The organism is Sphingopyxis jiangsuensis (assembly GCF_016734905.1).
Lineage (GTDB): Bacteria > Pseudomonadota > Alphaproteobacteria > Sphingomonadales > Sphingomonadaceae > Sphingopyxis > Sphingopyxis jiangsuensis.
Window position 1 is genome coordinate 770,035 of the sequence record NZ_JAERPO010000002.1, and the last position, 17,280, is coordinate 787,314.

The window sequence follows — 17,280 nt, forward strand, 5'->3', positions numbered from 1 at the left end:
TCAGCGCTGGCTGCACTTCAGCCCGATGATCCGCATTTCGAGCGCGCTCGGCGAGCCGCCCGCGCGCTTGATCTCGTCGGCACGGCAGCGCTCGGTCGCCGACCGCCCGTCGTGCGGCACCTGCCGCGCCAGCTGCTCGAGCGTCGCGAGTTCGGCGCGCTCGGCCGCCGTCAGGTCGCTCACGCGCTTTTGCCCCTTCATCAACAGGTCGTAATTCTGCCGCGCGCGGCTTGCGGGCGATTCCGCCTGCGCGGGCGATTCCGCCTGCGCGGGCGGGACCGCAAGCGCGGCGGCGATGGCGATAGACAGGATGCGTCGCACCGAATTTCTCCTCAACGGCGAACGGAATCGGGCGCCAGATTGTGCCGGCCGCCGCGCCTTGTAAAGCGCCGCCCCGCCGCGCGCGCTTTCATGCTATCGGGACACGCATGGAACCGATTCGCGACTCGATCTATTATGAACAGCTGGCGCGCGTCGCGCGGCTGAAGGCCGATACCAGCGACGATCCCCACCTTGCGCTGCGCCTGCGCGAAGCTGCGATCAAGCACGAACGCATGGCGCGGCGGCTCCGCCGTACCGACGCGCTCGACCCCGCCTGATCCGCGCTACCGCCCGCGATGCAGCCGGATCGCCGCGCCGCCGCCCGGCGCCAGCCATAGCCGGTAGCGGTCGCCCTTCTTCACCCTGATCGTCTCGTATGCGATGCGGTGCCGCGCGTCGGTCAGATAGGTCGCGCCCTCGCCATCCCTGTAGATCGTCGCGGTATAGCTCTTCCCCGCATCGAGGAAGTCGAAGCCCAGGTCGAGGGTCCGCGGCGTCGCGTCGTTGACCGCGCCGACATACCAGTCGGCGCTGCCGCGGTCCTTGCGCGCGAACACCGCATAATCGCCGACCTCGCCCGCGATCAGCCGGCTGTCGGCCCAGTCGACCGGCACGCGCTTGATGAAGTCGAGCTCGCGCGGATGCGCCTCGAGGCTTTCGATGAAATCGGCCGCCATCTGGATCGGCGAATAGATGGTGACGTATAGGCCGAGCTGCTTCGCGAGCGTCGACGTCATCGGCACATCGTCCGACCCTTTGAGCCCGAGCACCCCCGGCGTATAGTCCATCGGCCCCGACAGCATCCGCGTATAGACGAGCGTCGGTTCATGGTCGGGGCTGTTCGCAAACGCGCCCCAGCTGTTATATTCCATCCCCCGCGCGCCCTCGCGCGCGACCAGATTGGGGTAGGTGCGCCGCAGCCCGGTATCCTTGACCGGCTCGTGCGGGTTGACCGCGATGCGATATTTCGCCGCCGTCTCGACGACCTTCTGGTGGTGTTGCACCTGCCGCTGGCCGTCGTGCCATTCCATCACCGTCGTCCCCGGCGCCTCGCCCGGCGCGACGATCCCGCCCGCGTCGGCGACATAGCCGGTCTTGACCGCGCGGACGCCCAGCTCGCCATAGAGCTTCATCGCCGCCTCGAGCTGCTCCTCATAAACCGCGATATTGCCGCCGGTTTCATGATGCCCGACCAGCGTCACGCCCTTTTTGCGCGCATAGTCGGCGACCTCCTTCAGGTCGAAATCCGCGACCGGCTCGGTATAGCGGAACTGGTCGCCGTGGCCGAACCAGTTGACGTTCCATCCCTTGTTCCACCCCTCGACGAGCACGCCGCCGAAACCATGTTTGGCGGCAAAGTCGATATATTGCTTGGTCCGCGCGGTCGTCGCGCCGTGGCGCGGCCCCTCGGCCCAGCTCCACGGCCCGCGGATCATTCCCCACCAGATGCCGATATATTTCATCGGCTTGACCCAGCTCACATCGCCCAGCCTGTTCGGCTCGTTGAGGTTGAGCTCGAGGTCGCTTTCGACCAGCCCCGCCGCGCTGTCGGCGATGCGGATCGTCCGCCACGGCGTCGCAAAGGGCAGGTCGCGCACGACGCGCGCGCCGCGCGACGACGGCGCGAGCGTGGTGCGGAACTTGCGCCCCTCGACGCGCTTCAGCCACATCGCCGAATAATCGACGAGCGCCGCCTCGTGGAACGACAGATGCGTCCCGTCGTCGAGCCGCATCGTGATCGGCGTGTGCGCGGTCGCCACGCCGTCGATCGGCGACTTCTGATAATGTTGTTCGTAGCGGTTCCACTCGCCCGCGGTGATCCACCACGCCGTGCCTTCGGGCGCGATGTCGAACTCGGTCACCTCGTCGGCGATCCGCGCGGTCGTCAGCCCCTCCTGCGCGGGCAATTCGTACCGAAAGCCGATGCCGTCGTCGAACAGGCGAAAGCGCACATTCATCCGTCGCCCGCCCCAATTGTCGTCCTGCCGATAGCGGACCAGAAGCTCTTCATAATGGTTGCGGACAAAGCGCCGCTCGCCCCACGGCTGCTCCCACCGTTCGTCGCCGCGCGCGCGCTCGACGCCCTCGATGGTGAAGCCGCGCTGCAACGCCATCGCATCGGCGAGCATGAAGCCGAGTTTCGACGGCGCGATCAGCAACTTGCCCTTGCGCGTCAGCGACCAGTGCGGGCGCCGCTCATAATCGGTCGAAAAGGACAGGACGAGGCTGCCGTCGGGCGAGGTCGCGGTCGGCGACGGCGCCGCCTCTTGCGCCGACACGGGAACAGCCGCGCAGATCAGCGCGAGGGGAGCCAGATATTTCAGCATCGTCTCGTCCTTTGGGCCGGCGCGCGTGTTGGGGGGGGGGGAAGGCACCGGTTCCTTGCCGTTTCTGCCCGCGCGCGCGGCGCGGGGCAACGGGCTTGCAATCGTATGGGATGGTCGCAGCCCGGCATCCACAGAATTACGTCATTCCCGCGGCGGCCGGAATGACGCGAACAGGGGTGCCGCTCGCTTATCCCCGCTTCAGCCGCACCAGCGCCGCGTCGAGCGCCTGCAGAAATTGCGAGCGGTCGGCCTTGGTAAAGGGCGGCGGCCCGCCGATCTGGTCGCCGCCCGCGCGCAAATCCGCCATGATCGCGCGCGTCGCGATCGCGGGGCCGATCGACGCGGCGGTGAAGGGCTTGCCATTGGGCGCGAGCACCGTCGCCCCCGCTTTCAATGCGCGGTCGGCGAGCAATATGTCGGCGGTGACGACGATGCTCGCGGCATCGGCGGCCTCGGCGATCCAGTCGTCGGCGGCGTCGAACGCGTCGGACACGACGACCCGCTCGATCAGCGGATGGTCGGGGACGCGCAGCCGCATGTTGCTGACGACCTTGACCGGCACCTCGTGCCGCCATGCGACGCGATAGATTTCGTCCTTCACCGGGCAGGCGTCGGCGTCGACGAGGATGGCGGGCGTCGTCATGCGGTCATCCCGTCCCAGAACAGCTTCGCGCCGAGCAGCACCATCAGCACATAGATAAGGATATAAAAGCGTTCCGGATTGATCCGCCGGATCCAGCGCACGGTGAGCAGCGTCGACACGATGGCGAGCGGCATCAGCAGCAGCGTCGCGACGACGACCTCGCGCGGGAAGGCGCCGAGCCCGACATAGGCGGGCACCTTGATCCAGTTGACGATCGCGAACAGCAGCGCGTTGGTGCCGACGAAGGTCAGGTGCGGCAGCTTGCGCGGCGCGACCCACATCTGGAAGGGCGGGCCGCCTGCGTGCGCGATCTGGCTCGCAAAGCCCATCGCGCCGCCGAACAGGCTGCCCACCCAGCCCGGCGACTGCGACGCCGCGACGATCCGCCCGCCGCGCTCGACCCACAGGCGATAGACGCCAAAGGCAAGGGTGATCGCGCCGAGCGCCGCCATCAGCTGCGCCTCGTTCACCCGGTCGGCATAGACATAGCCCGCGAACACGCCGACCGCCGCGCCGGGCAGCATCCAGCCGATGATCCAGCCGTCCCACGTCTTGCGAAACGCCCAGACGCTGATGACGTCCTGCACAATCAGGATCGGCAGCAGCAGCGCCGCGGCGGTCGCGGGCGGCAGCACGAGCGCCGCGACCGGCGTCGCGAGCGCGCCGACCCCCGCAAGCCCGCCCTTCGCCATGCCGAGCAGCACCACGGCGACCAGCAATACGGCAAGCGTCACGGGATCGGCGAGGATCGTCATTCGGCAGCGGGCATTTCGGGAAGCCGCCAGTCGATCGCGCCGCGCCCCCTCGCCTCCAGAAAGGCGTTCGCCTGGCTGAACGGGCGCGATCCGAAAAAGCCGTTGTGCGCCGACAGCGGCGACGGGTGCGGCGCGCGCAGCACGAGGTGCGGGCTCGCCGTGCCGAGCCCCGCGACATTCGCCGCCTTCTTCTGCGCGTGGCTGCCCCACAGGATGAACACCTTGGGCGCGGCGTCGGCGGCGACCGCGGCGACCGCGGCGTCGGTGAAGCGCTCCCACCCCTTTTTCTGGTGCGACGCCGCCTGTCCCGCCTCGACCGTCAGGCAATTGTTGAGCAGCAGCACGCCCTGTTCGGCCCAGCTTTTGAGAAAGCCGTGGCGCGCGGGCGGAATGCCGAGGTCGCTGTGAAGTTCCTTGTATATGTTGACGAGGCTCGGCGGCGTTCGCACCCCTGGCTGCACCGAAAAGCACAGGCCGTGCGCCTGCCCCGACCCGTGATAGGGGTCTTGTCCCAGGATGACGACGCGCACCTCCTGCGGCGGCGTCGCGTCGAGCGCGGCGAACCAGTCTGCGGGCCGCGGATAGATGGTCTTGCCCTTCGCGCGCTCGCCCGCGAGGAAATCCTTGAGCGCCGCCATATAGGGCAGGTCGAACTCGCCGCCGATACGCGCGAGCCAGTCGGGATGGAGCTTGACCTCGGCCATGCGCGCCTTTGACCCAAGCGGCGCGCCCTTGTCCAGCCGCGATTGCCCCGCTAGGCAGCGGGGAAAGGAAAGGGGTGTCGGCCATGACAATCGGCGCAGCATTGGAACGGCTTGAATCGGTGGTGAAGGACCGGCTCGCCGCGGGCGAGGCCGAGGCATCCTATGTCGCGAGCCTTGCCGCCAAGGGGCGCGGGAAAATTGCGCAGAAACTGGGCGAGGAAGCCGTCGAGGCGGTCATCGCCGCGCTTGGCGAGGACGACCCCGACCTGATCGGCGAGGCGGCCGATCTCGTTTTCCACCTCACCATCCTGCTGTCCGAACGCGGCCTCGCCTGGGGTCATGTCGCCGCCGAGATCAACCGGCGGCACGGCACCTCGGGCCACGCCGAAAAAGCGGCGCGCAAGCAATAGGAACGACCATGGCGATCGACGCGACCCAGCCCTATGACGACAGCAATATCTTCGCGCGCATCCTGCGCGGCGAGATTCCGTCGAAGACCGTCTATGATGACGAGCATGCGCTCGCCTTTCACGACATCAACCCGCAGGCGCCGACGCACATATTGGTGATCCCCAAGGGCGCCTATGTCAGCTGGGACGATTTTTCGGCGCGCGCGAGCGAGGCCGAGATTGCGGGTTTCGTCCGCGCGGTGGGCAAGGTCGCGCGCGACCTCGGCCTCGTCGCGCCCGGCTACCGCCTGCTCGCCAATGTCGGGCGCGACAGCCACCAGGAAGTCCCGCACCTCCACGTCCACCTCTTCGCCGGCCGTCCGCTCGGCCCGATGCTCGCGCGTTAGAAAAGGCCGACCACCCTTCACTCGTGTGGCAGGGCCGAATTGGACCGAACCGGTCTCGCGGCGGGTGGACTCCCGCCCCTGTTTCCAGCAGGATAGGATTCGGGTCGAGTGCGGGGAGACGGGGCGATGACGCGTGCATGGCGTACATTGGCAGGTCGGCTGACGGCCCGGGCAAGGCTGGCGCTGCTTGTCCCGCTGGGGCTCGCGATGGCCGCGACCGCCGCCGACACCGTGCCGCAGGTGACGCTTGCGACCCCCGGCAGCGCGGGCAGCGGCGACGGCGCGATCACCCGCTTCACCCTGCGCTTTTCGGAGGAGATGGTCGCGCTCGGCGACCCGCGCGCCCGCGCCCCCGCGACGCACGACTGCAAGGTCGGCAGCAGCGCGCGCTGGGTCGACACGCGCACCTGGGTGCTCGCCTTCGACAAGCCGCTCCCCGGCGGGCTGCGCTGCCATGTCGAGCTGCGCGGCGACCTTGCGACGCTGCGCGGGCTGCGCGTCGTCGGCCACGACAGCTTCGAGATCGACACCGGCGGCCCCTCGGCGCGCGCGGTGCTCGTCGGCGGCCATTATGACGGGATCGAGGAGGACCAGATCTTCCTCGTCGCGACAAATGTCGCCGCCGACCGCGCCTCGGTCGGGCGCTTCGCCTATTGCGCGGTCGACGGCATCGGCGAGAAGATCCCCGTCGACGTGCTGCCGCGCGACACCGCGGCACAGATATTGACCGGCCTCGGCGACAATAGCTGGCGCGCGCAGTCCTTCGCGCGCAACGCCAGCCTGCCGCTCCGCCTCCCCGCCGCGGGCGCCGACCGCGACGCGGCGCTCGACCGCGTCGTGCCGCTCAAATGCCGCCGCCCGCTGCCGCCGGGGCGCGAGATGGCGCTCGTCTGGGACGCGCGCATCGCGCAGCAGGGGGTGCCCGGCCGCACCGCCGGGCGCGACCAGCGCTTCGACTATGACGTGCGCCCCGCCTTCACCGCCAGGATGTCGTGCAGCCGCGTCAACCCGCAGGCGGGGTGCAATCCGATCAACGATGTCGTGCTCAACTTCGCCGCGCCCGTTGCGCGCGACACCGCGCTCGCGGCTACGCTCAGCACCGCCGACGGCCAGCGCATCGCCGCGCGCGCGAACGACGACGACCGGCACGATCCCTGGCTGACGCAGGTGCGCTTTGCCGGGCCCTTGCCGCGCGACGTCGACGCGACGCTCGTCCTTCCCGCCGACGTCACCGACCAGAGCGGGCGGCCGCTGTCGAACCGCAGCAATTTCCCGCTCGCATTCCGCATCGACCGCGCGCCGCCGCTCGTCAAATTCGCCGCGCCCTTCGGCATATTGGAGGCGAGCGAGGGCGGCATGCTGCCCGTCACCGTGCGCGGGGTCGAGGGCAGCATGGCCGAGGCGCGCCTCGCCATGCCCGCGACGGCCTTGCGCGTCGGCGACGACGATGCCGCGATCGCGCGCTGGCTCCGCCGCGTCGACGATGCGGGCGGCAGCGACTATCGCGAGGAACGCGACGCGACCGGCAAGGAGGTGCGCGTCAACTATACCGGCACCCGATCGGTGTTCGACGGCGCCCCCGCGGGCGGCGAGCGCCGCGACCTGCGCCTGATGCCCCCCGGCGGCGGCAAGGCGTTCGAGGTCGTCGGCATCCCGCTCGGCCACAAGGGCTTTCACGTCGTCGAGATCGCCAGCCCCGAACTCGGCGCCGCGCTGCTCGGGCGCAAGGCGACGCGCTATGTCGCGAGCGCCGCGCTCGTCACCAACATGGCGGTGCATTTCAAATGGGGCCGCGAAAATTCGCTCGCCTGGGTGACCGCGCTCGACACGGGCAAGCCCGTCGCGGGCGCCGATATCCGCATCGTCGACAGCTGCACCGGCCGCCTGCTCGCGCGCGGCACCGCCGACAAGGCGGGGCGCCTCGCCTTCCCCGCCGGCCTCCCCGAGCCCGAGACCTATGCGAATTGCGAGGACGAGCCCGACCCGACGAACAGCGAGGGCCATGCGCTGATGGTCACCGCGCGTTCGGGCGACGATTTCAGCTTCACCCTCACCGACTGGGGCAGCGGCATCCGCCCCTATGATTTCGACATGCCCTTCGGCTGGTCCGAACGCGGCGACATCCTCCACACCATCTTCGACCGCGCGCTCGTCAAGGCGGGCGAGACGGTCAACATGAAGCATGTGCTGCGCCGCCCCGTCGGGCTGGGGTTCAAGGCGCCCGAGCCGATGGCGGGCAAGCTCCGCCTCGTCCACCGCGGCTCCGACACCGAATTCGAACTGCCCTTTGCCATAACGGCGGCGGGCAGCGGCGAGACGGTGTGGAACGTCCCCAAATCGGCGCCGATGGGCGATTACGACCTCGTCTTCGTCACCAAGGACCGCCAGGACAAGCGCGATCGCGGCGACGACGAGGAACGCGAAAAGACGATCTGGTCGAACCAGTCGATCCGCGTCGACGAATATCGCCTGCCGACGATGAAGGCGACGGTGACGGGGCCGAAGGCGGCGCTCGTCCGCCCCGCGAGCGTGCCGCTGTCGTTGTTCGTCGGCTATCTGTCGGGCGGCCCCGCGCCGAACCTGCCGGTCGAGCTTCGCGCGACCTTCCGGCCAGGCTGGTCGCCGCCCGAGGATTATCGCGAATGGAGCTTCGACGGCCGCCCGGTGAAGGAGGGCGTGGTCAAGCTCGACGACGATGGCGAGGAACCCGGCGCCGACGCACCGCTCGCGCGCGCGCTGCCGCTCGTGCTCGGCGCCGACGGCACCGCGTCGGCGAGCATCGCCGTCGACCGCCCGATTGCCGAACCGACCGCGATGGCGGTCGAGATGGATTATGAAGACGCCAATGGCGAAACGCTGACCGCCAGCCGCCGCATCACGCTTTACCCCGCGGCGGTGCGGCTGGGGATGAAGACCGACGGCTGGATGATGCGCGACACCGATCTCCGCCTCGATTTCGTCGCGCTCGACCTCGACGGAAAGCCGATTCGCGGCCAGCGCGTCGCGGTCGCGCTCTACAGCCGCGCGATCATCACCGCGCGCCGCCGCCTGATCGGCGGCTTCTATGCCTATGACAACCAGATGCGGACGACGAAGCTGTCGGCGGACTGTTCGGCGACGACCGACCGCCTCGGCCGCGCAAGCTGCGCGATGGCGCCGGGCGTGTCGGGCGAGGTCACGGTCGTCGCGACGACGCAGGATGCCGACGGCAACGAAGCGCGCGCGGTGCGCTCGGTGTGGCTCGCGGGCGACGACGACTGGTGGTTCGGCGGCGACAATGGCGACCGCATGGACGTCATCGCCGAAAAGCCGCGCTATGCCGCGGGCGACACCGCGACCTTCCAGGTCCGCATGCCGTTCCGCGAGGCGACCGCGCTCGTCACCGTCGAGCGCGAGGGCGTGCTGTCGAGCTTCGTCACGACGCTCAAGGGCACCAATCCCGTCGTCAGGGTCAAGCTCCCCGCCACCTATGCGCCCGACGTCTATGTCTCGGTGATGGCGGTGCGCGGGCGCGTGACCGGACAGGAAAGCTGGTTCCGCAAGATGAAACGCGCGGTCGGTTTCCGGATCGAAACCAGCGAGGGCGCGCCGCCCACCGCGCTCGTCGATCTTGCCAAGCCTGCCTATCGCATGGGCGTCGCGCGGATCAAGGTCGGCTGGGAAGGCCACAGACTCGGCGTCGAGGTCAGGACCGACAAACAGGTATATGCGGTGCGCGACACCGCGAAAGCCAGCATCGCGGTCAAGACCCCCGACGGCAAGCCGCCGCGGCAGGCCGATGTCGCCTTCGTCGCGGTCGACGAGGCGCTGCTCCAGCTCGCGCCGAACGAAAGCTGGGCGCTGCTCGACGCGATGATGGGCGAACGCACGCTCGACGTCCTCACCTCGACCGCGCAGATGCAGGTCGTCGGCAAGCGCCACTATGGCCGCAAGGCGCTCGAACCCGGCGGCGGCGGCGGCGGCGATCTGTCGGGCCTGACGCGCGAGGATTTCCGCCCCGTGCTGCTGTGGCGCGGAACCGTGCCGCTCGACGCAAAGGGGCGCGCGAGCGTCGACGTGCCGCTCAGCGACAATCTTTCGGGTTTCCGCCTCGTCGCGGTCGCGACCGACGGCGCGCAATATTTCGGCACCGGCGAAACGAGCATCCGTACCGTGCAGGATCTGGCGGTCTTTGCCGGGCTCCCCGAACTTGTGCGGAGCGGCGACACCTATGATGCGCGCTTCACGCTGCGCAACGGCACCGACCGGGCGATGACCGTCACCGCCAATGCCGCATTGTCGCCCGCGGTCGCGACCGCGCCGCCGCTCACCGTGACGATCCCCGCGGGCGGCGCGGTGCCGATCAGCTGGTCGATGCAGGCGCCCGCCACCGCCGGCCCGCTGACCTGGACCGTAGAGGCGGCGTCGGCCGATGGCAGGCAGCGCGACCGGCTGGTGTTCGCGCAGCAGGTCGAACCCGCCGTGCCGGTCGAGACCTGGGCGGCGAGCCTGCTGCGCGTCGGCCCGTCGACGACGCTCCCCATCGCGATTCCCGCGGGCGCGCTTCCCGGCGGCCATGTCGACATCGCGCTCGCCGGAACGCTCGCGCCGCCGCTCGCCGGGGTGCGCGACTATATGGCGGCCTATCCCTACACCTGCTTCGAACAGACAACCTCGCGCGCCATCGCGCTCGGCGATGTCGGGCGCTGGCAGACGCTCGCCGAGGCGATGCCGACCTATCTCGATCGCGACGGCCTGCTCCGTTACTGGCCGAACGAACGGCTCGATGGGTCGGCCGAACTCACCGCCTATGTGATGGCGGTGACCGCCGCGAACGGCTTTGCGGTCCCCGAAGCGTCGAAGGACAAGATGGTCAAGGCGCTGCAGGCAATCGTCGAGGGACGGCTCAGCCGGCGCGGCTACGGCCCCTATGACGTCCGCCCGGTGCGCGTCGCCGCGCTCGCCGCGCTCGCGCGCAACAAGGCATCGAGCCCCGCGCTCGTCGCGGCGATCGACCTGACCCCCGCCGAAATGACGACGGGGACGCTCGCCGACTGGCTCGTCGCGATCGAACGCACGCCCGGCGTGCGAAATGCCGCCGCGCTGCGCACCGCCGCCGAGGCCGAGCTCCGGAAGCGCCTCGTCTTTGAAGGAACGCGGCTCGACCTTGCCGACAATGCGCGCGCGCCCTGGTGGATGATGACCAGCGGCGACGAAATGGCGATCAAGGCGCTCGAGGCCGTGCTCGGCCGCAAGGGGTGGGAGGATGACGCGGGCAAGCTGATGGTCGGCGTCGCGCAGCGCCAGCGGCGCGGCCGCTGGGACACGACCCCGGCGAATGCGTGGGGCGCGGTCACCGTGCGCCGCTTTGCGAGCCTCTATCCCGCGAGCGCGATCGGCGGCGTGACGACGGCGAGCCTCGCGGGCGCCGGCGCCGAACAGCGCTGGCCGCTTCCCGCCGACGCCGCGCCGCTTCGCCTGCCGCTCGCCGCCGCGACGATGGCGCTCGCGCATCAGGGCGGCGGCTCGCCCTGGGCGACGGTCAGCGTCAAGGCGGCGGTGCCGCTCCGGGAACCGCTCAACGCCGGCTATCGCATCAAACGCGCGGTGAGCATCGTCAAGGCGGCGAACCGTGCGCAATTGACGCGCGGAGACGTGATCAAGATACGGATCGAGGTCACCGCCGAGGCCGGGCGCACCTGGGTCGTCATCAGCGACCCCGTCCCTCCGGGCGCGACGATCCTCGGCAATCTGGGCGGCCAGTCCGAAATGCTCGCCGGTGACGCGGGGGGTTCGGGGTGGCAACCCAGCTATGTCGAGCGCGGGCGCGACAGCTGGCGCGGCTATTTCGGCTGGATGCCCGCCGGGACGCACGCGGTCGAATATGTCGTGCGCTTGAACGGCTCGGGCCGCTTCACCCTGCCCCCGACGCGCGTCGAGGCCATGTACTCCCCCGCCATCCGCGGCCAGCTCCCGAACGCGCCGATGACGGTGGCGGCGTCGGCGGAATGACGATGATCGAGACGGACAACATCCAGGCCCCTCCCCTTCAGGGGAGGGGCAGCGAGACTTGCGGGCTTCGCCCGCTAGTCGCAGCGGGGTGGGCGCTGCGGGCCTTGCGCGACGCCGCAAGCCCCCACCCCCAACCCCTCCCCTGAAGGGGAGGGGCTTATGTCCGCCAACGGAACAATAGTGTCGGACAAGCGAAAGCCGCGCCGCGCGCGCCGCCTCTTCGACGCCTTCGCCTGGGCGGCCCTCGCCGCGCTCGTCCTCGCCACCATCGCGCATCTCCTCACGCGCCCGCCCGCGATGCCCGAATTTGCCACGGTGCGCGCGGCGTGGCAGCCGAGCGAGGCGTGGCTTTACGACCGCGACGGACATCTGCTCGACACCGAGCGCGTCAATTTCGAGCGGCGGCGGCAGGCGTGGGTGCCGCTGAATGCCATCGCCCCCGTCGTGCGCGACACGGTGATCGCGAGCGAGGACAAAAGATTCGCCGCGCATGGCGGCGTCGACTGGCTCGCGGTCGCGAGCGCGGCGCGCGCGCGGCTGGCGCGCGGGGGGAATGGCGACCGATCGCGCGGCGCCTCGACCCTGCCGATGCAGCTTGCCGCTTTCCTCTCGCCCGATCTCGCGCAGCCCGGATCGCGCGGCTGGCTGACCAAGATTCGCCAGATGCGCGCGGGGCAGGCGCTCGCGTCGCGCTGGACGCGCGACCAGATGCTCGAGGCTTATTTCAACCTCGTCCCCCTGCGCGGCGAGGTGCAGGGGATCGGCGCGGGGGCGCAGGCGCTGTTCGGCAAGCGCCCCGCGGCGATGAACCGCACCGACGCCGCGCTCTTCGCGGGGCTGCTCCCCAATCCGGCCGCCGACGCCGTTGCCCTCGGCCGCCGCGCGTGCCGCGCCGCGCGCGCCGCCGATTGCAGCGCCATCGCCGCCGCCGCCGCGACGCTCGTGTCGGGCGAGCATGCCGCGCGCCACGACCCCGCGCTCGCGCCGCATCTCGCGGTGCGGCTGCTCGACGCGCCGGGCAAGCGCGTGACGACGACGATCGACCGCCGCATCCAGGCCGCCGCCATCGTCGCGCTGCGCCGCCAATTGTCGGGGCTCGGCGCGAATCGCGTGCGCGACGGCGCGGTCGTCGTGCTCGACAATCAAAGCGGCGAGGTGCTCGCCTATGTCGGCGGGGTCGGGCTCAAATCGACCGCCGCCGCGGTCGACGGCGCGAACGCGCGGCGGCAGGCGGGATCGACGCTCAAGCCGCATCTCTACGCGCAGGTGATCGAAAAGGGCTGGCTCACCGCCGCGTCGATCCTCGACGACAGCCCGGTCCAGCTCGACACCGCGTCGGGGCTATACGTTCCCAAGAATTACGACCGCAGTTTCAAGGGGCCGGTCAGCGTGCGCCAGGCGCTCGCCGCGTCGCTCAATGTTCCCGCGGTGCGCGCGCTCATCATCGACGACGTCGGGCGCTTCCGCGACCGCTTATGGGCGCTCGGCTATCACGGTCTCGTCGAGGACGGCGACCATTATGGCTTCAGCCTGGCACTTGGCTCGGCCGAAGTCTCGTTGGTCGAACAGGCTAACGCATTCAGAACATTGGCAAACCACGGAAAGTGGTCGCCCGTGACATACCACCCTGCGCAACAACTTCGCCAACATCCACGCCAGCTCGTCACCCCCGCCGCCGCCTTCATCGTCGGCGACATACTCGCCGACGCCGCCGCCCGCGCCGACGCCTTCGGCGCCGACAGCGCACTGCGCCTCCCCTTCTGGGCCGCCGCCAAGACGGGCACCTCGAAAGGCATGCGCGACAATTGGTGCGTCGGCTGGTCCGACCGCTACACCGTCGCGGTCTGGGTCGGCAATCTGGAGGGCGATGCGATGCGCGGCGTGTCGGGCACCTCGGGCGCGGCGCCGGTGTGGCGCGACGTGATGCTCGCGCTCCACGCCGACCGCCCCGGCAGGCCACCCGCCATCCCCGACGGCGTCGAGGCGCACCGCATCGCCCTCCCCGGCACGCGCGAGCCGCCGCGACGCGAATATTTCGTCCGCGGCACCGCGCAGAGCGAACTCGCCGCTGCGCCGCAGGCCGCGCGGCGCCCGCGCATCACCAGCCCGGTCAGCGGCAGCGTCTATGCGATAGACCCCGACATCCCCGCCGACCGTCAGCGGCTCGCCGTCGCGGTGAGCGGCGCGGTCGCGGGATATCGGCTGATCCTCGACAGGAAAACGCTCGGCGATGCCGACGCCGGACAACAAATCGTCCCGCGCCCCGGCAGCCATATACTCGCGCTCGTCGACCCCGGCGGGCGGACGATCGATCGCGTCCGTTTCACCGTGCGATAAACCGACTGTCACACCCCTGAAATTAAGTTGCGCTGCCGCGCGGAGCGGCTAGTCTGCGCCGCCAGGAGACGGGCCCCCTACCGAGGCCCGCAAAGGGGAAACACGGATGATATTTGGTCGCGTTAAATCGCTCGACGCCATCTTGGCCACGGCCGAGAAAAAGTCGCTGCAACGAACGCTCGGCGCCTTTCAGCTCACCATGCTTGGTATCGGCGCCATCATCGGCACAGGCATTTTCGTTCTGACCGCCGAAGCCGCGCAAAAGGCGGGGCCGGGCATGATGTGGAGCTTCGTCGTCGCGGGGCTCGTCTGCGCGGTCGCAGCGCTCTGCTATTCGGAACTCGCTTCGATGGTCCCGGTTTCGGGGTCCGCCTATACCTACACCTATGCGGTGATGGGCGAATTGCTCGCCTGGATGGTCGGCTGGGCGCTGATCCTCGAATATGCCGTTGCTGCCAGCGCCGTTTCGGTCGGCTGGTCGGGCTATTTCGTCGGACTGTTACAGAGTTGGGGCATAGAGTTGCCCCACGCGCTCGTGGTCGGCCCCTATGCGGGCGGCGTCGTCAACCTGCCGGCGCTCGTCATCGCGCTGCTCGTTACCGCACTCCTGATGATCGGCACGACCGAAAGCGCACGCGTCAACGCGGTGCTCGTCGCGATCAAGGTGACGGCGCTCACCGTTTTCATCGGCCTGACGCTGCCTGTGCTCAATGGGGCGAACTTCGAACCCTTCACCCCGAACGGCTGGTTCGGTGACGGGCATGGCGCCGGCCTCGGCGTGATCGGCGCGGCGGCGTCGATCTTCTTTGCCTATGTCGGATTCGACGCCGTTTCGACTGCCGCCGAAGAAACCAAGAATCCGCAGCGCAACGTGCCCATCGGCCTCATCGCATCGCTCGGCATCTGCACCATCTTTTACCTGCTCGTCGCTGCGGGCGCGATCGGGACGCTCGGCGCGCAACCGGTAGCCGGTCCGAACGGCGAAATCCTGCAGCCCGGCACCACTGCGCTCGCCGCACAGTGCCAGGCCTTTGCCGACCTTGGCCGCGAGCCGCTCGTTTGCTCGCGCGAAGCGCTCGCGCATGTGCTGCGCGAAATCGGCTGGGAACGCATCGGCGACATGATTGGCATCGCGGCCTTCCTTGCGCTGCCGTCGGTCATTCTGATCATGCTGTTCGGCCAGACCCGGATCTTCTTCGTGATGGCGCGCGACGGCCTGCTTCCCGAAAAGCTCGCGACGATCCACCCCAAGTGGAAAACGCCGCATATCGTGACGATGATCACCGGCGTCGCGGTGTCCTTCTTCGCGGCCTTCCTGCCGGTCGGTCAGCTCGCCGACATTTCGAACTCGGGGACGCTGTTCGCCTTCTTCATGGTGGCGATCGCGGTGCTCATCCTGCGCCGGACCCAGCCGAACCGCCACCGGCCGTTCCGCACGCCGATGGTGTGGCTGGTCGCGCCGCTCGCGATTGTCGGCACGGTTGGGCTCTATGTGAACCTGCCGTTCGATGCGAAGATGGTGCTCCCGGTCTGGGGCGCGCTCGGCCTGTTCGTCTATTTCCTCTATGGCTACCGCAAGAGCCACGTCGGCCGCGGCATCATCGAGGTGCACGAGGACGACCCCGACGCACCGCCGCAGCCGGTACCGCCGGCGCCGTCCTTCAAGGACTGATCGGAAAGGGGGCCTCGGCCCCCTTTCTTTTTGTCAGAAAGGCGCGCGCGGCGCGGTTCCCGGACGCGTGAACAGCCTTCCGCGTTCGGCCCAGATGACAAGCAGCAGGCCGACCACGCCGGCGATCAGGAAAGCCATGGCGAGCGGCAATGTGGTCCCGTCATAATGCTGGCCGATCACCGCCCCTGCGACCGCAGCGAGCAAGGTTTTCGCAAAGCTCTGATAAGAGGACGCGATGCCCGCCATCTGGCCGAAGTCCTCCATCGCGATCGACCCGAAATTGCTGCCGATGAAGCCGATCAGCCCGACATTGACCATCATCAGCAGCGTGAACATCCACAGCGTCTCGCCGCCGCTCAGCGCCGCCGCAATCTGCGCGAGCGCCACCGCCATATAGACGAACACCGCCGTTTGCGAGACGCGCCGCGCGCCGAAGCGCTCGACGATCGCGGCGTTGGAGAAATTGGCGATCGCAATGCCCACCGCAACGACGGCAAAGACGAGCGGGAAGAGCGCACGCGCGTCGAACACCTCGCCGATGATCTGTTCGCTGCTGTTGAGATAGCCATAGAGCGCGCCCTGCATCAGCCCCGACGCGAGCATGTAACCCGCGGCACGGCGGTGGCGTGTCACCATGCCCCACCCGGCAACCATCGTCCGCCAGTCGAGCGGCCGCACATTCGCGGGCTCGAGCGTTTCGGGGAGCCGGCGCAACCAAAGCAGCATCACCCCGCCCATGGCCGCAAGCACGATGAAAATCGCGCGCCAGTCCGCGACCGCGACGATTCCCGCGCCGATCGCCGGCGCGATAATCGGCACAATCATGAACACGAGAAAGATGAGCGACAGCCGCTTAGCCATCGCATCGCCCGCGAACAGGTCGCGGATGACAGCGACAACGACGACACCGAGCGCCGCCGAAACCACGCCGTGGCCGAAACGCAACGCGAGCATTAGCGGAAAATTGGTCGCCAGCCCGCAACCGACCGAAAAGGCGATATAGGCAAAGAGCGCCGGCACCAGAACGCCCTTGCGCCCGAACCGGTCGGCGAGCGGACCATAGAAGAGCGAGCCAATGCCGATGCCGAGCAGATAGGTCGAGATAATATATTGCCGGTCATTGGCGACCGACACGCCGAGTCCATCGCCCATCGCGGGGAGTGCAGGCAGCATCGAGTCGATGGCGAGCGCGTTGAGCGCCATCACCATCGCCATCATGAAAACCATTTCGCGGTCGCCGGGCATGCGGGACCGCTGGGGGGACTCGGTCATTTTGTGCATTGCGGCGGATATGGGCCTGCCGCGACACTTTGGATAGCCCCGGCAACGCAATTTGTCGGACAACAATGCTATTCAACGAAAAGGGCCGCCTCGCCGGCGTGGCGAGGACGGCCCCATCAAACCCCAGTAAAAAGTCGGAAGGGTCAGCCCTGACGTGTGCCGGTCATCGCCATCGACCCGAACGCACCAGCCTTGATCGTGCCGGTCAGCGTGTCGCCGTCGATCGTCGCTTCGCATTCGAGCGTCATCGGCATGGGCACCTTCATGTCCATCGTCCAGGTAAGCTTGTTGCCGTCGACCTTGCCATTCTGGACGTCGAGCGAACCCATGGCTCCGGCGTTCTGGCCGGTGAAGCTGTCGCCATCGCTGTTCACGGTGAACACCGACTTCTGATCGCCCATCGGCGACTTCGTCACGCAATCATAGCTGCCATCGACCTGCGCCATAAAAACT

13 protein-coding genes are annotated in these 17,280 nt (G+C 68.9%); 6 read left to right on the top strand and 7 right to left on the bottom strand.

Annotated features, from left to right (window positions below):
- The gene (locus JI743_RS10400; protein WP_201928236.1) at positions 1 to 321 is read right to left on the bottom strand and encodes a hypothetical protein; all 321 of its coding nucleotides are present in this window, start codon (positions 319 to 321) and stop codon (positions 1 to 3) included.
- A 107-nt stretch (positions 322 to 428) separates the two neighbouring features.
- Between JI743_RS10400 and JI743_RS10405 the strand changes: the two genes are divergently transcribed.
- Positions 429 to 599 (top strand): hypothetical protein, encoded by a 171-nt coding sequence (locus JI743_RS10405; RefSeq protein ID WP_201928237.1) that lies wholly within the window; start codon positions 429 to 431, stop codon positions 597 to 599.
- Between the two features lie 6 nt (positions 600 to 605).
- On the opposite strand, the gene JI743_RS10410 is transcribed toward JI743_RS10405, so the two are convergent.
- The 4 genes from JI743_RS10410 to ung all read right to left on the bottom strand — a co-directional run bounded on the left by JI743_RS10410 (position 606) and on the right by ung (position 4,750).
- On the bottom strand, positions 606 to 2,648 hold the full coding sequence (locus tag JI743_RS10410; protein ID WP_201928238.1) for a glycoside hydrolase family 97 protein: 2,043 nt from the start codon (positions 2,646 to 2,648) through the stop codon (positions 606 to 608).
- Between the two features lie 187 nt (positions 2,649 to 2,835).
- Positions 2,836 to 3,291 carry a YaiI/YqxD family protein gene (locus JI743_RS10415; RefSeq protein ID WP_201928239.1) on the bottom strand — a complete coding sequence of 152 codons (456 nt, stop codon included), beginning with the start codon at positions 3,289 to 3,291 and terminating at the stop codon, positions 2,836 to 2,838.
- Positions 3,288 to 4,046 carry a sulfite exporter TauE/SafE family protein gene (locus tag JI743_RS10420; protein ID WP_201928240.1) on the bottom strand — a complete coding sequence of 253 codons (759 nt, stop codon included), beginning with the start codon at positions 4,044 to 4,046 and terminating at the stop codon, positions 3,288 to 3,290. Before JI743_RS10420 ends, JI743_RS10415 begins: the two co-directional genes overlap by 4 nt.
- A complete protein-coding gene (gene ung / locus JI743_RS10425) occupies positions 4,043 to 4,750 on the bottom strand; it encodes a uracil-DNA glycosylase (RefSeq protein WP_201928241.1) in 708 nt (235 codons plus the stop codon). The genes JI743_RS10420 and ung overlap by 4 nt, the downstream gene beginning before the upstream one ends.
- A gap of 89 nt (positions 4,751 to 4,839) precedes the next feature.
- Here ung and JI743_RS10430 point away from each other — a divergent pair, with 89 nt between their 5' ends.
- The 5 genes from JI743_RS10430 to JI743_RS10450 all read left to right on the top strand — a co-directional run bounded on the left by JI743_RS10430 (position 4,840) and on the right by JI743_RS10450 (position 15,546).
- Positions 4,840 to 5,160, top strand: coding sequence for a phosphoribosyl-ATP diphosphatase (locus JI743_RS10430; protein WP_201928748.1), 321 nt, complete (start codon positions 4,840 to 4,842; stop codon positions 5,158 to 5,160).
- A gap of 8 nt (positions 5,161 to 5,168) precedes the next feature.
- Positions 5,169 to 5,546, top strand: a complete 378-nt coding sequence (locus JI743_RS10435) for a histidine triad nucleotide-binding protein (protein ID WP_201928242.1) — start codon at positions 5,169 to 5,171, stop codon at positions 5,544 to 5,546.
- 126 nt (positions 5,547 to 5,672) lie between these two features.
- Positions 5,673 to 11,537 (top strand): alpha-2-macroglobulin family protein, encoded by a 5,865-nt coding sequence (locus JI743_RS10440; RefSeq protein WP_201928243.1) that lies wholly within the window; start codon positions 5,673 to 5,675, stop codon positions 11,535 to 11,537.
- Between the two features lie 159 nt (positions 11,538 to 11,696).
- Positions 11,697 to 13,874, top strand: a complete 2,178-nt coding sequence (pbpC, locus tag JI743_RS10445; protein WP_201928244.1) for a penicillin-binding protein 1C — start codon at positions 11,697 to 11,699, stop codon at positions 13,872 to 13,874.
- Positions 13,875 to 13,980: 106 nt separating this feature from the next.
- Positions 13,981 to 15,546 carry an amino acid permease gene (locus JI743_RS10450; RefSeq protein ID WP_201928245.1) on the top strand — a complete coding sequence of 522 codons (1,566 nt, stop codon included), beginning with the start codon at positions 13,981 to 13,983 and terminating at the stop codon, positions 15,544 to 15,546.
- Between the two features lie 33 nt (positions 15,547 to 15,579).
- On the opposite strand, the gene JI743_RS10455 is transcribed toward JI743_RS10450, so the two are convergent.
- Both JI743_RS10455 and JI743_RS10460 read right to left on the bottom strand, forming a co-directional pair.
- A complete protein-coding gene (locus JI743_RS10455; protein WP_236659862.1) occupies positions 15,580 to 16,791 on the bottom strand; it encodes a multidrug effflux MFS transporter in 1,212 nt (403 codons plus the stop codon).
- 179 nt (positions 16,792 to 16,970) lie between these two features.
- Positions 16,971 to 17,273, bottom strand: coding sequence for a hypothetical protein (locus JI743_RS10460; RefSeq protein WP_201928247.1), 303 nt, complete (start codon positions 17,271 to 17,273; stop codon positions 16,971 to 16,973).
- Between the last annotated feature and the right edge of the window lie 7 nt (positions 17,274 to 17,280).

Bases quoted from the DNA above. Each gene is read 5' to 3' on its own strand.
- JI743_RS10405 (WP_201928237.1), top strand. From the start codon at position 429: ATGGAACCGATTCGCGACTCGATCTATTATGAACAGCTGGCGCGCGTC.
- JI743_RS10410 (WP_201928238.1), bottom strand. From the start codon at position 2,648: ATGCTGAAATATCTGGCTCCCCTCGCGCTGATCTGCGCGGCTGTTCCC.
- JI743_RS10415 (WP_201928239.1), bottom strand. From the start codon at position 3,291: ATGACGACGCCCGCCATCCTCGTCGACGCCGACGCCTGCCCGGTGAAG.
- JI743_RS10420 (WP_201928240.1), bottom strand. From the start codon at position 4,046: ATGACGATCCTCGCCGATCCCGTGACGCTTGCCGTATTGCTGGTCGCC.
- ung (WP_201928241.1), bottom strand. From the start codon at position 4,750: ATGGCCGAGGTCAAGCTCCATCCCGACTGGCTCGCGCGTATCGGCGGC.
- JI743_RS10435 (WP_201928242.1), top strand. From the start codon at position 5,169: ATGGCGATCGACGCGACCCAGCCCTATGACGACAGCAATATCTTCGCG.
- JI743_RS10440 (WP_201928243.1), top strand. From the start codon at position 5,673: ATGACGCGTGCATGGCGTACATTGGCAGGTCGGCTGACGGCCCGGGCA.
- pbpC (WP_201928244.1), top strand. From the start codon at position 11,697: ATGTCCGCCAACGGAACAATAGTGTCGGACAAGCGAAAGCCGCGCCGC.
- JI743_RS10450 (WP_201928245.1), top strand. From the start codon at position 13,981: ATGATATTTGGTCGCGTTAAATCGCTCGACGCCATCTTGGCCACGGCC.
- JI743_RS10455 (WP_236659862.1), bottom strand. From the start codon at position 16,791: ATGCCCGGCGACCGCGAAATGGTTTTCATGATGGCGATGGTGATGGCG.
- JI743_RS10460 (WP_201928247.1), bottom strand. From the start codon at position 17,273: ATGGCGCAGGTCGATGGCAGCTATGATTGCGTGACGAAGTCGCCGATG.